Below are 15,419 nucleotides of genomic sequence, written 5' to 3'. Positions count from 1 at the left end.
CGCATGGCCCGACGACGTGCTTCCCGCTCCCTTTGGCGATGGCTCCTGATGATCGGGACTGTGGTGTTCTTCTGCGGCGCCCTGGGAGCCGCCCTCCTCCCCCGCCTCGGACGCCCGGACGCAGGCGCCGGTCCCACCCTCTCGGGCTCCCCCCTGGACTGGGGGTTAGGCCTTTACCTGTTCCTGCGCCGGGACGACTTGCAACAGCCCGCCGGCAGTGATCCCACCCCGGTGACCTTCGTCATCCAGCCCGGCCAGTCCGTGACCGAGGTCGCCCAGGCCCTGGAGGAGGCTGGCCTGATCCAGGACGCCTTCCTCTTCCGGGCTTATGTGCGCTATCACGGCCTGGACCGGGAGATCCAGGCAGGGGAATACACGCTCCGCAAAACAATGACCATCCCGCAGGTCGCCGAGGCCCTCCGCGCCGGCCGCAAGGCGGAGTGGACGGTGCGCATCCGGGAGGGCCTGCGCCTGGAGGAGGTGGCCGAGGCCGTCGCCGCCCAGACCCATCTTTCGGCCTCCGCCGTCCTGTCCGCCGCGCGGGATGGGATGCGCTGGCGCGCCCGCTTCGCCTTCCTCGCCGACCTGCCGCCGGGGGCGACGCTGGAAGGCTATCTGTTCCCCGACACCTACCGGCTGGCCCGGGACGCCACGGCGGAGGATCTGATCGCGCGGATGCTGGAGAACTTCGGGCGCAAGGTGACGCCGGAGCGGATCGCTGCCGCCCGGGCCCGGGGACTCACCCTCCATCAGGTCGTCACCCTGGCCTCCATCGTGGAACGGGAGGCTGTCCTCCCTGCGGAGCGCCCCCTCATTGCCAGCGTCTACCTCAACCGGCTGGCCATCGGGATGAAGCTGGACGCCGATCCCACGGTGCAGTACGCCCTGGGGTATCAGGCGGATCAGAAAACGTGGTGGAAGAGCCCCCTCACCTTAGACGACCTGCAGGTGGACTCCCCGTATAACACCTATCGCTATCCAGGGCTGCCTCCCGGGCCCATCGCCAACCCGGGCCTGGCCTCCATCGAGGCGGTCCTCAACCCGGCGCAGACGGATTATCTCTACTTCATGGCGGACTGCCTGAAGAAAGACGGCAGCCACTGGTTTGCCCGCACCCAGGAGGAACACCTCCGGAACTTCCGGCGCTGCCACGGAACACCCTGACCGGTCCTCCGAGAAGCCGGCGCACCGGGCGAGCTTCCTAAATCAGACCCCGGCGCATGGCGAACTGGACGAGCTCCGCGCGGTTCTTCAGGCCGAGCTTGCGCATTAGGTTCGCCCGGTGGAAATCCACCGTCTTCACGCTGATGAACAGCGTCTGGGCGATCTCCTGATAGCTCTTCCCCTGGGCCAGGAGGACCAGGATCTCCCGTTCCCGCTCGCTGAGGGTCTCCAGGGGATCCGTCGGCCCTTCCCCGGAGCGCCGCACCTCTTCCACCAGGAGGTCCGTCAGGCGAGGATCCATATAGGTTTCACCGGCGTAGACCGCTCGGATCGCCCGGATCAGGGTCTCATCGGGGGCCCGCTTGAGCACATAGCCGGAGGCCCCCGCTCGCAGCGCCGGCATCACATACTCCCGGTTCTCATGCTGGCTCAGGATCAGCACCCGGGTGCGGGGGGCAATGCGGACGATCTCGCGGGTCGCTGCCAGGCCATCCATCCCCGGCATCCCGATGTCCATCAGGACGATGTCCGGCTGCAGCCGGCGCGTCTGAAGGATGGCCTCATGGCCATCCGCCGCCTCGCCCACGACCTCGAAATCCGGATACAGCTGAAGCAGCGCCCGGATGCCGGCGCGCACGATCGCATGGTCATCGGCGATCAGGATGCGGATCCCCATCTCCTACCCTCCCATCGGCAGGCGAACCCGAAGGCGTGTCCCCTGCCCGGGCGCGCTTTCGATCTTCATCTCCCCGCCCAGCAACTCCACCCGTTCCTGGATCCCGAGCAGCCCCCACCCTCGGCGGGCGCCATCCCCCTTCTGGACCTCTGACCAGACGAAGCCGATCCCATTGTCCGCGATCTCGAGCTCCACCCATCCCGGCTGCAACGCGAGGCGGATGCGCGCCTCGGTCGCCTCCGCATGCTTGCAGATGTTCGTGATGGCCTCTTGGGCGATCCGAAAGAGCGCCGTTTCGATCTCAGGGGGGAGGCGCGGAACGTGCTCCGGGATCTCGAAGATCACGCGGACGTCGCGCGCCTCAAGGCGCTCCCGGGTATACCATTTCAGGGCCTGGATCAGGCCCAGGTCGTCCAGAAGCGTGGGGCGCAGATCATAGATGATCGTCTGAAGCTCCCGGATGGTCTCGCTGGCGGAGATCTTCAGACGATCCAGCAACCGGGGCACCTCCGAGGGCGCCTGGGTGAGGGCCAGGCTGACCGCGTTCAGCCCGAAGACCAGCGCGCTCAGGGACTGGCCGATCCCATCGTGAAGCTCGCGGGCGATGCGGAGGCGCTCCTCCTCCTGGGCGCGCATCAGGCGAGCCAGCAGCTCCCCGCGGATCCTCTCCTTGCGACGCAGTTCCTCCCAGAGCTGGGCGTTCTCCAGGGCCAGGCCGATCTGCTGCCCCACGGTCACCAGCAGCGCCATCTCCGCCTCGTTGAACGCCTCCAGATCCTCCGCGGCCACCCCCAGAACCCCGCGGACGCGCCCTCCGATCGGGATCGGCACCGCGGCATGGCAGACCAGAGGCATCCCGAGCAGCGAACGGATGCGATATACGGCGCAGGCCGATTCCGAGGCCCCCACCACCGCCGGCCGCCCATCCCGTAACACCTGGCCGCAACGGCACACCGGGAAGCTGAACAGCGACTCCATCGAAGGGACCGACAGCAGCTCCGGGCCGTACCAGATGGCCAGATAGGGCTGATCCGCCTCATCCAGCATGCAGATCCAACCCACCTGGAGCTCCAGGGCGTTCAGAACCTGTTGCAGAACGCGCTGTAGAAGGCGGTCCGGCGGGAGGGACTCCCCCATGGCCAGGGCCACCGCGTTCAGCGCCATCAGCTCGCGGTTCCGACGGCGGAGGGCCTCCTCCCGCGCCTTGCGCTCGGTGATGTCCCGGGCGAACCAGACCAGGACCCATCGGCCTTGATAGCGGATGCGGGTCCCCATGGTCTCCAGGACACGAGATCGACCCTCCCGGTCGGTCACCACCAGCTCGACCGGGGCGACGGGCTGCCCCTGGCGGAGGCTCTGCCAGAGCCGGGAGGCGATCTCCACCGAACGGGGAGGCAGGATGCTGGCCGCGTTCAACCCGAGGAGCTCCTCCGGCCGGCAGCCCAGCTGGCGGGCGAAGGCCTCGTTGACGAAGAGCAGCTTCCCCTCCTCCGGGCCCTCCGCCCCGATCAGGGCGATGCCCTCGCCCACCGCGCTGGCCGCCATCAAGAGGTTGCGATAGCCCGCCTCGGAATCCTGCAGCCGACGGATCGCTTGCTGGATCTCATCCGCCATCTGGTTGAAGGCACGGGCGAGATCCCCGATCTCCCCGCCGGGCGGCAGATGGACCCGCTCATCGAGGTGACCTTGGCCCAGACGCTGAGCCTGACGGGCCAGCTCCACCAGAGGGAAAACCACCACGCGGCCGAAACTGTAGGCCATCCCGGCCGCGACCAGACAGCCGAGGGCGGTCAGTCCGATCAGAAAGCGGGTCACCCAGGCCTGCAACGCGACGATGCGCGCCTCGCTGAGGCCCACATGGATCTCCGCCGGGATCCCATCCAGCGGCCGGTAGGCGAAGTCCCGTACCAGGCCGCGTTCGGTCTTCAACAAGAGGCCTTCACCCGCGGACTCGGGGCGAGCGGGGATCAGCCGCAGCAAATCGGCCGGGAAGCCGTCCGGGAACGTGTGCACCACCCGCCCGTCCGGGGCGACCGCGAAGGCGTAGATCACATCGCCGTTCTCCCGGACGACGGCGTTCAGGAGCTCCTGGACCGTGACCAGATCCATCTCCGCCAGGGCGTTGGCCAGGTTCTCCCCCAGCGCCCGCGTCAGGGACTGCCCGCTGCGGATCAGCTCCGCCCGCAGGGTGCGAACGAGCAGCGCGTTGAGGATGCCCGTGGTGATGACCCCCGCGGACACCACCAGGATCACCAGCGCCAGGATGAGGCGCGTGGTCAAGCGCCGAGGCAGATAGCGGTCCAGCCACAACCAGAGACGACTCATCTCATGGCTCCAGCAAGCCGATCTCCCGGGCGATCCAATACAGATCCGCGTATTCCTCATCCCGAGCCGGGGCGAATCCCAGGGGCATCTCGGACCGCTCCCAGTGATACAGGAAGGCCCGATCGCGCCCCACGGGATCCAGAGTCAGAAGCGCCTCCCGAACCATCTGGGCTGTCTTCTCCGGCACCCCAGGCCCTGCGATGATGCCGCTGGACGGATACGGCTCTGAGAGGACCAGGATGCGCACCAGCCCCCGTTCGGCGAGGGCCAGCGCCAGGGTGTCCTGCAGCCCTCCCGCGTCGTAGCGGCCGCTGATCACCGCGTTGGCGGTGGCGGCGTGGGAGTCATGGAAGGCATACGCGCGGAGGTCGTGCAAGGTGAGGCCTGCGCGCTGCAACATAAGGCGAGGGATTAAATGACCCTGGGTCGAGTTCGGGGAGCCGAAGGCGAAGGACCGCCCTCGCAGATCCGCAAGATCCCGGATCGGGCTATCCGGCGGGACCACGATGGCCGCCCGGTAAGTATCCTGACCCTCCCGGTTGCGGCCCCGCACCAGGATCCGCGCCCCACACCGATGATACGCCTGCAGGTAGGTGACCGTGCCGACGATCCCGAAGTGCACCCGGCCTGCGCAGATCTCATCCGCCACGCTCTGCCCCCGCGGCGCCATCCGAAGGCGGAAGCGGAGCCCGGTCTGCCTCTCCAACCAGCGGAGGAGGGAGGCGTTCATCCGGATGTCCTCCTTGGGCTCCAGCCGCCGATCGAAGCTCCAGATCCATGGGCCATCCGCCTCCAGGGAGACGCGGAGGGCCGTCGAAGGGAGGAGGGATTCGGAGAGGCGAACCGGGATGGCAGGCTCCCTCTGACAGGCAACCAGCACGAAGACCAGGAAGATCTGCCAGGGCATCCCCCGCATCAGAGCCTCCGCAGGATCAGACGGCTATGCGCCCTGGCCCCGTTTCCATTGTAACGGGGATGAAGACGGGTGGCTACGTCCCCGGATCCTTCCGGGTCTGGAACTGGGAAAATTCCCAGGTCTCCTTTCCGGAGGAGCCCCAGGCCCATGGAGGGCACAGGTCCTTTATGCTCGAAATCGAAGGAAAGCTTCGCTCGGGAGCGCATGCGATGGTTCAAGAAAACCGCACTCGAAAGCCGGACCTGGCGACGCGGAGGGCGTTCCTGGCGCGGTTCGCCAGCGGGATCTTCGCCTCCCTGATCGCCCCTGCTGCCGCACAGGGGATCCTGGATCAGGTCGAGGCGGCCCCACCGGGTGCCCCGGTGGGGGAGCTGGAGCCACCCCCTGAGCTCCCGGAGGCGATGAGCGGGCAACACCCCGTGGTGCGCATGATGGAGGATCTCCGACGGGCGTTGCAGAAGCCGGTGGAACAGCGACGCTGGGCGATGGTCATCGATTTGCGCAAATGCGTGGGATGCTACGCCTGCACGGTGGCCTGCATCTCGGAGAACAAACTGCCGCCCGGCATCGCCTACCGGCCCGTGCTGACGGAGACCCGGGGGACTTACCCGCACGTCTCCCGACGCTTCATCCCGCGGCCGTGCATGCAGTGCGAAAACCCGCCCTGTGTTCCCGTGTGCCCGGTGGGGGCGACGTGGAAGCGGGCCGATGGGATCGTAGTGATCAATTATGACCAGTGCATCGGGTGCCGCTATTGCATCACCGCATGCCCTTACGCCGCCCGCTCCTTCGACGCCGGCTACTTCTACAGCGATTTCGAGGGCGGCCAGCCCCAACCCTATGAGCTGCTCCCCTCCCCCGAATATGGCCAGGGCCGCCTCCGACGCCGGGATGCCTCTCCCGTCGGCAACGTGCGCAAGTGTCACTTCTGCCTCCATCGCATCGAGCGGGGGCAGCTGCCCGCGTGCGTGCTCTCCTGCATGGGGCGGGCTACCTACTTCGGGGATCTGAACGATCCCCAGAGCCTGGTCGCCGAGCTGGTCAGCCAGCCCAATGTGATCCGCCTGAAGGAGGAGCTGGGCACGGAGCCCAAGGTCTTTTACCTGGTTTGAGGGAGGTCCGGGATGATCGCGACCAAAACTATCTCCCGTCGGGATTTTCTGAAACTGGCCGGGGCCTCCGCCGGAGGCCTGGCGGCCATGGCCGCCCTGGGCCACGGCTTCAAAACCCTCAGCGCCAGCGAGGCCCGACAGCAACAGGAGGCCGGCAAGCGGGTGGTCTACACCGCCTGCGTGATGTGCCCCGCCGAGTGCGGCCTCGCTGTCGAGGTCGAGAACGGCGTGATCTCCAACATCTACGGCAACATCCACGTCCCCTATAACTCGGGGACCGTGTGCGCCAAAGGGGTGAGTGGCCTGCAGCTGGTCTACAACGTCAACCGGATCAAATACCCGATGATCCGGGTGGGCGAGCGAGGAGAAGGCAAATTCAAGCGGGTCTCATGGGAGGAGGCCCTCGATTACATCGCCACGAAGCTCATCGAGATCAAGCAGAAATACGGGGCCGAGTCAGTGATCATGGACTGCGGGGACGTGACCGATCGGGATCCTTACTACTATCTCTTCCGCGCCTTCGGCACGCCCCACACCGTGGAGCACGGCTCGATCTGCGACACGCCGCGCCGCCACGGGCCCAAGCTCATGTTCGGGGGCAAGCGCATCGAGCCTGACATCATGCGCCCGGTGCTGGTCCGGCAGCCGGACGGCAGCCTGAAGAACGATTACAGCTACCGCACCCGGCTGATCATCTACGTCGGCTGGAACCCCTTCACCGCCACCCGGATCAACTACGAATCCCGAGGCACGGTGGAGGCCAAGCTGGCCGGAGCCCGCATCATCGTCATCGACCCCGCCTTCTCCAACACCGCCACCAAGGCGGATCGCTGGATCCCCATCCGGCCCGGGACGGACGCCGACCTCTTCGCAGCGATGCTGCGCTACATCCTGGAGAACCACCGGGACGACGATCCGTTCCGCCGCTACATCGACTGGTCCTTCAAGGAATACAGCCAGGGCTGGGAGGAGTTCGAGGCCGCCTTCCGGAGCTGGTGGGACCGCAAGGATCCCCTCAACGGGCTGCCCTATTTCTCCCTGGAGTGGGCCGCGGAGCGGACCGGCATCGACGCCCAGACCATCGCCGAGCTGGCTCACACCTTCGGGATCACCAAGCCGGCGGCCCTGGTATGGGGGATGAACGGCATCGGCCACCACTACAACGGCTACACGGCCTCCATCCTGGGCACCGCCCTCAACGTCATCACCGGGAACATGGAGGTCCCGGGCGGGGCCATCGACACGGAGCTGGTCAAGAGCAGCAAGGGCGGCAAAGCCTCCGGCGGGGACTTCCTCAAGCGCGAGGTCACCCGCATCGTCAACGGCCGGGAGGTCAAGGGGAAGATCGAGGAGCTCCACATGGACGGCTACGGAGACTGGCCGGCGGCGTGGGATGATGTGGTGGGCGACTACCCGCGCCGTTTCATCGAAGGGGTCACCCTGCGCTACGGCCCGTTCCGCGGCCACCGCTACCCCATCAAAGCCTACTTCATCCGCACCGGGAACCCGGTGATCACCGGCTCCAACACCCAGAAATGGATCGAGGCCCTGACGGCGAAGGACGAGACGGGGAACTACAAGGTGGAGCTGGTGGTCTACATCGATACCGTCTTCCTCGAGACGGGGCTCTACGCCGATGTGGTCCTCCCCGAGGCCAGTTATATGGAGCGCATGAGCCTCTCGGACATCTATCCGGTCCATCCCGTGCTCTACCTGCGCGACTTCGTCATCCGCCCGATGTATGAATCCAAGACCCAGTATGAGATCTGCTGGGCGCTGGCTCGCAAACTCCACGAAAAGGGTGATCCCGACATCCAGCCGAAGGACTTCTGGGAGAAATACCCCACCGAGGAAGACTTCTGGAACGAAGCCCTGCGGGTAGCCCCCGGGCGGCCCAACACCGGAGAGCCGCTCCCCTACCCCAACCTGCCCAAGGGCTACAAGCTCCTCGGCACGCCGGACTCCCTGGAGGCCGGCCGCGTGCAGATCGATGACGAGAAGAAGGAGATCCGCGGGGAGCCGCTCACCGTCCAGTGGCTGCGGGAGCACCACGGCGTGGCGGTGTGGCCCATGAGCTGGAAGCGGTTCCACGGCGGCGGGGTGCTTCAGACCGACAGCAAGAAGGTGGAGTTCGTCTGGGATTACACGGTGGAGAAAGACGGCCAGGTGCAGCGCAAAGGCCGTTACGCCAAATACAACAAGCTGATCGAGGAGGCCGGCGAGACGCCGCCCAGCATCGCGCGCCTCGGCTGGCAGAAGTATCCCTCCACCTTCTACTGGTTCGAAACCCGCTGGAACCCCTACACCAACCCGGATTACGCCAAGTATCGGGAGGAGTATCCCTTCCAGGTGATCTCCGGCCGCATCCACCACGCCATGTCCGGCACCCAGATGGTGGACTGGCTGGGGCGGCTGCCCACGGAGGACCTCTGGATGCCGCTGAACGACGAACGGGTGGTGGAGGAGGTGATCCTCGGGGAGAACGGGCCTACGCCGACCGGCCGCCGCGTGCGCATCCCCCGCGGGACCTGGTCCATCGGCGTGATCCAGATGAACCGCGCTGACGGGGAGCGCCTCGGGCTGAAGACGGGGGATCTGGTGGAACTGGAGACGCCGCAGGGGTTCAAGACCCGTGGGAAGGTCGTCCTGGTGGAGACCATCCGGCCCGGCGTGCTGCGGCTGCCGTTCGGCGGAGGCGGGCGTTTCAGCCCCGGCCTGGGCAAGACGTGGGCCTTCCAAGACATCACACCGAACCACAACGCCCTGGTGGATCCCGAGAACCTGTCGCCCATCATGGGGCAGCCCGCCTACGGTGATGTGATCGTTAAGGTCCGCAAGCTCGGCTAAGGAGAGCCGGTGATGGAGCGCGAGCTGAAAGAACGCGAAGGTCTCTACAGCCTGCTGCGGGCCCTCTTCTCTTACCCCTTGACCGAGAAGGTCCTGAACGCGGTGGCGAGCCTGGCCCTGGAGCCAGGCTCGCCCCTGGCCTTAGGGCTCCAACAGCTGCAAGGCCGCATCCGGGACGCGGTCAACGACCGGGCTTTGATCGAGGCCCTCAACATCGAGATGACCCGCTTGATGGAAGGCCCCGGCCGCGTCCCTGCCCCTCCTTTCGCCTCGTTCTATTTGCATGGCGAGCGATTGATGGGCCCCGCGGCGGTAGCCGTCCGCCGCTTCTACCTGCAGTGGTCCGCTATGCCGGAGACCAACTGGCGGATCCCGCCCGACCACATCGCCTTGGAGCTGGGCTTCCTGGCCTACCTGGCCCGACGGGCTGCTGAGGCAACCCATGACGCGGAGCGCTGGCGGATCCTGCAGGCCAGCCGGGAGTTCCTCCGCCGACACGTCTTACCCTGGCTGCCACGTTTCTGCGAGGCCCTGGCCTCTAACACCACCGATCCCTTCTTCACCGGGCTGGCCGCCTTCGCCCACGAGGCCATCCGGCTGGATCTGGAATGGCTGGACGCTGTCCTTGCAGAGCACTCTGATTCGCTGCCATCCAACGAATGCACCGGGAGGTCCTCATGAGCCGAGCAGAGAAGATCATGCGGGGGATGAGCGCTGTCGAGAGGATCCTGTGGGGGATCGCCATCGTTGGCTTGCTGGCCGGCGTGGTGGGCTTGATCCAGCGCCTCACCGGCGGGCACACGGTCGCTGCCTATAACACCTACGTCCCCTGGGGGCTGTGGGTGGCCGTTTACACCACCCTGGCCGGGATCTCCATCGGGGCCTTCGCTGTCGCCGCCCTCGGAGAAGGTTTGCGGGTGAAAGCCTTGCAGCCCCTGAGTGGGATCGCCCTCTTCGCCGCCCTGGCCGCCCTGGCCGGAGGGTTGCTGGCCATCTGGCTCGACCTCAGCCATCCCCTCCGCTTCTGGAAGCTTTATCTTTCGACTCAGCCTACCTCGCTCATGGCCTGGATGGCCTGGTTCTACCTGATCTACGGGCTGCTCCTCCTGGCTCTGGTCTATCTCAAGAAGGCGCAGCCGGAGAGCCCGGCTATCCGGCCGCTGTTCGGCCTCGGTCTGCTCCTGGCCGTGATCATGGGAGGCGCTGAGGGGGCGCTCTTCGGGGTGGTCAGCGCCCAGGGCCTGTGGGAATCCGCTCTGATCCCCATCCGCTTCCTGGCCGATGGCGCATTGGGCGGAGCGGCCCTGGTTCTCTTCCTCTCGATCCTCCTGGGCCACGCCGACGCCGAAGCCCTCCGGTTCCTGCGCGGCCTGGTGCTGGGCCTGCTCCTGTTCACCCTCGTGCTGCTTTGGGCGGAATACTCCACCACCCTCTACGCGGGGGTCCCGAGCCGGGTGGAGGCCCTGCGCTTGATCCTCTTCGGGCCGTTCTCCTGGGTCTTCTGGATCTTCGAGATCGCCTTGGGGCTGGTCCTTCCGCTGATCCTGCTGCTCCTGCCCGGGGCTCGGCCTGCCGTCCTGGCGGCCGCCGGCGGGCTCGTGGCCTTCACCAGCCTCAGCGCCAAGCTGAACCTGGTGATCCCCGCGCTGGTGGTGCCCGAGTTCGAGGCCCTGCGCCTCGCCTTCACCGGCCCGGGCCTGAGCTTCGATTACTTCCCCACCCTCACCGAATGGCTGCTGGCCGTGGGCATCGTCTCCGCCGCCGCCCTCATCTTCCTGGCCGCCTATCGCCTGATCCCCATCGCGCATCCATCCCACTCCTCCTGAGCCCCTCGGCGGCATCGAAGCGCGATAAAGGGTCAGGCGGGTCTCCGCCTGACCCTGATTATCTCCCTACGCTCGATCCGCCCTGAAACACGCCGTAGCCCCCAGCGCTCTCCGGTTTTTCGGGGCCACGGCCGGATCCGGTAGGGGCGACCCGGCGGGTCGCCCCTACCTGTCATGTCTGGAACCCGTTGATCTGGAATCAATCCCCCAGCGCCCTTATCCACCCCGCCTCTGGAAAACCGGAAAGCCCTGCCGCAGCCCCGGGGTGTGTCCCAAAATCGTCGGAAGCCCAGCCCGATGTGGACCAACTGCTCAGAGTTGGCCTACATGGGTGGGCGAGGGCAATGCCCTCGCCCACCCAGCCGACAAAATTGGGACGCACCCGCAGCCCCGGGCGAGCTTGACGGATCTCTAAAGTCTGCTATAGTAAATTATAGTTTTCTTTAATGAACCGGAGGTATCCTTGGCCTACATCCATCAGGTGCCGGCGGTGGAGCGGGCGCTGCGGATCCTGGAGTGGATCGCCGCCCGGCCGGAGGGGGTCGCCCCCGCGGCGCTGCAGGCGCGCTTCGGGTTCTCCCGCACCGGGCTCTTCGCGCTGCTGAACACCCTGAAGGCCCACGGTTACTTGGAGCAGGCCGGCCCCCGCGGGCCTTACCGCCTGGGCCCCCGCTGGTGGGCGCTGGCCGCCCAGGCACACCCGGAACAAGCGCTGCGGGAGCTGTTCCGGGCCGAGGCCCGCGGGTTCGCCGAAAGCCTCGCGCTGCTGCGCCCGGCCGGAGGGGAAGTGGTGGTCCTCGAGGCAGTCCTGGGCACCCATCCCCTGGTGGGCCGTTGGGCCGTGGGGGACCGCCTTCCCCTCGATGGGAGCGCCCCCGGATGGATCTTCCTGGCCGCCCATCGAACCGGCCCCCGCTGGGGGCGGATCCGGCGGGAAGGGATCGCCCGTCGGCGCATCGGGGGGTTAATCGAAGCTGCGGCCCCCATCTGCCCGGACGGCCGCCACCCTGCCGCGGCGCTGGCGGTCCGTCTGCCGGCCTCCCGCGCGGCGCCTGCCCTCTTCGAGGCCCTGCGGGCGGCGGCGGCTCGCCTCTCCCTCCGGCTGGGCGCCCCCGCGTATCAGCCCTACGCCGCCGAGCCGGAAGGGCTCTCCCTGCGACGGCTCCGTTCGGAGGAGATCGTTGCTTTCCTGGAGGGGCCGTGGATCGCCCGGCTGATCGGCCTGCGAGCGGACGGCCGGCCGTATGCGGTGCCGGTATGGTATCTCTGGGAGCGCCCGGCCCTCTGGATCGCTGCCCTCCCGGGCTCCCGATGGCCGGGCTACATCCGGGCTCACCCCCACGTCACGTTGCTCATCGATGAGCCCTGGCCGCCCCTGCGACGGGTCCGGGTGGAAGGCCGGGCCGTCCCCGATATCTTCCCGGAAGGCCCCGAAGGCCTGGCCGCGCGGCTGGCCGCTCGCTACCGGCTCGAAAGCCCGCCTCCGGGGCTTCGGGAGATCTTCCGCATCCTCCCGGAACGGATGGAAGGCCGCCGCGGCGTGATCCCTTCCGCGGATCGATAGAGGGCCCAGGATGCTGGAGATCCGGATGGAACGCGTTCACCACGCCTTCCCGGCCCCCTCGGGCCGCTGGGTGATCTTTGAGGACCTGAACCTGGAGGTCCGCCCCGGCTCCTTCACCGTGATCGTGGGCCCCAGCGGGTGTGGCAAATCCACCCTGCTCCGCCTGGCGGCCGGCCTGCTGACGCCCACCGCCGGTCGGATCCGCATCGGGGAGCTCTCCCCTGCGCAGGCCCGGGCGGCCCGCCGCATCGGCTGGATGGGCCAGCAACCGGCGCTGCTGCCCTGGCGCACGGTGGAAGGCAACATCCGCCTCGCCCTGGAGGTGAACGGCCGTGCCCTCCGGCCGCCCCTTACGGTAGAGGAGCTCATTGCGATGGTGGGCCTGAAGGGGTTCGAACGGGCTTACCCCCGGATGCTCTCGGGGGGCATGCAGCAGCGGGTCGCCCTGGCCCGCACCCTGGCCGCCGGCCCCGCCGTCTGGTTGATGGATGAGCCCTTCGCGGCCCTGGATGCCCTGACCCGAACACAACTGCTGGAGGAGGTGGAGCGGCTGTGGCGCGCCTTCGGCGCCACCGTCCTCTGGGTGACCCACGACCTCCACGAGGCGGTCCGTCTGGGGGATGAGGTGGTGGTCCTCGCCGGCCGCCCCGCCCGGATCCGAGCCCGCATCCCCCTCCCGGATCCGCGCCCACGAACCGACGAGCGCCGGATCGGGGAATGGGTGGAGCGCGTTCGAGCAGCCCTGATGGGAGGCGCCAGATGAGCCCGATGGAAATGGAACTTCCTCGCCTGCGTTCGGGGGCGCGGCTGGCCCCATGGGTGCCCCTCCTCGCCCTCCCGCTGGCCCTCCTGGGATGGGAGCTGATCGTCCGCGAGGCCCGGGTGCCGGTGTATCTGGTCCCCGCTCCCTCCGTGATCCTGTCGACGCTCTGGGCGGAGCGGGGGCTGTATCTCCAGGCAACGGGGGTAACCCTGGGGGAGGCCGCTGCCGGCCTGGCGCTGGGGATGGGCGTCGCCCTGGCCCTGGCCGTGGCCACGGCCTTCTGGCCGCCCCTGGAGCGGGCGATCATGCCCCTGGTGCTGCTGCTGAAGGCCATCCCGCTCGTGGCCATCGCCCCCATCCTCACCCTGTGGTTCGGCTTCGGGCCGCTCCCCAAGGTGCTGATGACCGCCCTGCTGACCTTTTATCCGGCCCTCGTCCCGTTGATGACCGGACTGCGGGCGGTGGACCCGGCAGCGCTGGAGCTGTTGCGGGCGTGGGACGCCTCGGCGTGGGAGATCTTCCGCCATCTGCGGTGGCCTTCGGCGCGACCCTACACCTTCGCCGCCCTGAAGACCGCCATCCCCCTGGCTCTGATCGGAGCGGTGGTGGCCGAATGGACCGGGGCCTCGGGCGGGCTGGGGCGGACCATGTGGCTGGCCCAAACCAACTTGGACATGCCCCGCCTGTTCGCCGCCGCCCTGATCCTGGCGGCGGTCAGCCTGGCCGGCTACACCGGGGCCGCCCTCCTGGAACGGCGAGCCCGCTGGTGGAGCCCGGAGGAGGCACACCCCTAAGGCCGCGCGTCCTCGGGCCTTTCCTCAGAAGGCCCAACGCCTTTCATCCCATCCCCATCGTTTCGGAGGTGACGATGCGGTTCTTCAGCAATTCCATCGGCGCGCAGCTTCGCGCAGGGATCGTCCTGGTGCTGATCCTGATAGCGGGGTGCACCACGCCGGCCCCGCCGGCGACCCCCACCCCGGCCCTCCGGCACATGGTCTTCATGGCCGGCTACAAGCCCCAGGCCAACCTGCCCTTCGTCGGTGTGTATGTGGCGAAGGAGAAGGGCTACTTCGCCGCGGAAGGGCTGGACGTGGAGATCCAGCATTCCACCGGCCGCGGGGAGCATCTCCAGCTGCTGATGGCCGGGGGCGTCCAGGTGACCACCCAGGACGCGGCGGTGTTGCTCCAGCGGCGGGCGGACCCGGGGCTCCCTCTGGTCTCTATCGCCCTCATCGGCCAGCGAGGGCAGCAGGCCTTCGCCGCCCTGAAGTCCTCGGGGATGCAGACCCCTAAGGATTGGGAGGGCAAGAAGGTGGGTTACAAGGGGACGCCTCCCCCGGACCTGTTCGCCATTATGGAGGCGGCCGGGGTGGATCGAAATCGGGTGGAGCTGGTCAACGTCGGTTTCGACCCGCGGGTGCTGGTCCAGGGGCTGGTGGATGTGTATCCCCTCTTTAAGTCCAATGAGCCCTATCTGCTGCAGCAGATGGGCTACGAGCTGGTGATGTGGGATGCCGCGGACTATGGGGTGCCGACCCTGGGGTTGACCTACGTGACCAGCGAGGAGCAGATCCAGCGGGATCCGGGCCTGCTGGTCCGCTTCCTGCGGGCGGCGTTGAAGGGGATTGAGGACGCGCGGGCGAACCCGGAGGAGGCGGTGGACATCGTGCTCCGATACGCGCCTCAGGCGGACCGGGGCCACATGCGCTTCATGCTGGAGACCGAGCTGAAGGACGCGGAGTCGGAGGTCACGCGAGCCCATGGCCTGGGCTGGCAGACCCGAGAGCAGTGGGAAGCCCTGTATGAGGTCCTGCGGCGCTACAACGCCATCCCGAAACCCGTGGAGATCGAGCGGGTCTTCACCAACGAGCTGCTCCAAAAGGCCCGAGGCCGGTGAGCTCGCCGGCTTCCCCACCCAGCGGGCGGGCAGACGCCGTGGGCATCTGCCCGCCCGATCGAAGCTCGGAGAGAACATCGCGGATCATCCGCTGCGCGCACCCCCTCCCCGAAGAACCGCCGCGACGTCTCCGAGGGGATTCCGAGCCCACCCCCTGACACTCAAAAAGGGGAGCCTTCCATCTCAAGTCCTCTCCTCGCCCTTGTCCAGCATAGAAGAACGAGACGCGCAAGCCGATGTCTATCATCTATATGGAGCATCTCGAACATCCGGAGGATTCGCCCATGGCTACCCCCAGCCGCTTCGATTACGAGGGGATGCAGGCCATC

At 67.6% G+C, this 15,419-nt stretch carries 12 protein-coding genes; 9 read left to right on the top strand and 3 right to left on the bottom strand.

The window, feature by feature from the left end; all coding sequences use genetic code 11:
• Positions 1-3: 3 nt before the first annotated feature.
• The gene (gene mltG, locus CFB18_RS06135) at positions 4-1,164 is read left to right on the top strand and encodes an endolytic transglycosylase MltG (protein ID WP_200808103.1); all 1,161 of its coding nucleotides are present in this window, start codon (positions 4-6) and stop codon (positions 1,162-1,164) included.
• 37 nt (positions 1,165-1,201) lie between these two features.
• Here the strand turns inward: mltG and CFB18_RS06130 are convergent, their stop codons facing one another.
• From CFB18_RS06130 to CFB18_RS06120, 3 genes are read right to left on the bottom strand one after another with little or no spacing between them, the layout of a single operon-like run.
• Complete coding sequence (locus tag CFB18_RS06130; RefSeq protein WP_088570926.1) at positions 1,202-1,840, bottom strand: response regulator; 639 nt, start codon at positions 1,838-1,840, stop codon at positions 1,202-1,204.
• Between the two features lie 3 nt (positions 1,841-1,843).
• Positions 1,844-4,165 (bottom strand): GAF domain-containing protein, encoded by a 2,322-nt coding sequence (locus CFB18_RS06125; RefSeq protein WP_159461606.1) that lies wholly within the window; start codon positions 4,163-4,165, stop codon positions 1,844-1,846.
• A gap of 1 nt (position 4,166) precedes the next feature.
• Positions 4,167-5,081, bottom strand: a complete 915-nt coding sequence (locus CFB18_RS06120; RefSeq protein WP_088570924.1) for a PhnD/SsuA/transferrin family substrate-binding protein — start codon at positions 5,079-5,081, stop codon at positions 4,167-4,169.
• A 209-nt stretch (positions 5,082-5,290) separates the two neighbouring features.
• On the opposite strand from CFB18_RS06120, the gene CFB18_RS06115 reads away from it, so the two are divergent.
• From CFB18_RS06115 to CFB18_RS06080, 8 genes are all read left to right on the top strand, one after another.
• The gene (locus CFB18_RS06115; RefSeq protein ID WP_088570923.1) at positions 5,291-6,193 is read left to right on the top strand and encodes a 4Fe-4S dicluster domain-containing protein; all 903 of its coding nucleotides are present in this window, start codon (positions 5,291-5,293) and stop codon (positions 6,191-6,193) included.
• A 12-nt stretch (positions 6,194-6,205) separates the two neighbouring features.
• Complete coding sequence (locus tag CFB18_RS06110; RefSeq protein WP_088570922.1) at positions 6,206-9,040, top strand: molybdopterin-containing oxidoreductase family protein; 2,835 nt, start codon at positions 6,206-6,208, stop codon at positions 9,038-9,040.
• Between the two features lie 12 nt (positions 9,041-9,052).
• Positions 9,053-9,721, top strand: a complete 669-nt coding sequence (locus tag CFB18_RS06105; protein WP_088570921.1) for a TorD/DmsD family molecular chaperone — start codon at positions 9,053-9,055, stop codon at positions 9,719-9,721.
• Positions 9,718-10,866 (top strand): NrfD/PsrC family molybdoenzyme membrane anchor subunit, encoded by a 1,149-nt coding sequence (nrfD, locus tag CFB18_RS06100; protein WP_159461605.1) that lies wholly within the window; start codon positions 9,718-9,720, stop codon positions 10,864-10,866. The genes CFB18_RS06105 and nrfD overlap by 4 nt, the downstream gene beginning before the upstream one ends.
• A gap of 463 nt (positions 10,867-11,329) precedes the next feature.
• Entirely contained in the window at positions 11,330-12,430 is a 1,101-nt protein-coding gene (locus CFB18_RS06095) for a pyridoxamine 5'-phosphate oxidase family protein (RefSeq protein ID WP_088570919.1), read from the top strand.
• A gap of 10 nt (positions 12,431-12,440) precedes the next feature.
• Complete coding sequence (locus tag CFB18_RS06090) at positions 12,441-13,193, top strand: ABC transporter ATP-binding protein (RefSeq protein WP_088570918.1); 753 nt, start codon at positions 12,441-12,443, stop codon at positions 13,191-13,193.
• Positions 13,190-13,987 carry an ABC transporter permease gene (locus tag CFB18_RS06085; protein ID WP_159461603.1) on the top strand — a complete coding sequence of 266 codons (798 nt, stop codon included), beginning with the start codon at positions 13,190-13,192 and terminating at the stop codon, positions 13,985-13,987. Before CFB18_RS06090 ends, CFB18_RS06085 begins: the two co-directional genes overlap by 4 nt.
• 74 nt (positions 13,988-14,061) lie before the next feature.
• Positions 14,062-15,090 (top strand): ABC transporter substrate-binding protein, encoded by a 1,029-nt coding sequence (locus CFB18_RS06080; RefSeq protein WP_088570916.1) that lies wholly within the window; start codon positions 14,062-14,064, stop codon positions 15,088-15,090.
• The last annotated feature ends 329 nt before the right edge of the window (positions 15,091-15,419 follow it).

This window comes from Thermoflexus hugenholtzii JAD2 (assembly GCF_900187885.1).
In the GTDB taxonomy this organism is placed as follows: Bacteria; Chloroflexota; Anaerolineae; order Thermoflexales; family Thermoflexaceae; genus Thermoflexus; species Thermoflexus hugenholtzii.
This window is presented reverse-complemented; position numbering and strand designations above follow the sequence as displayed.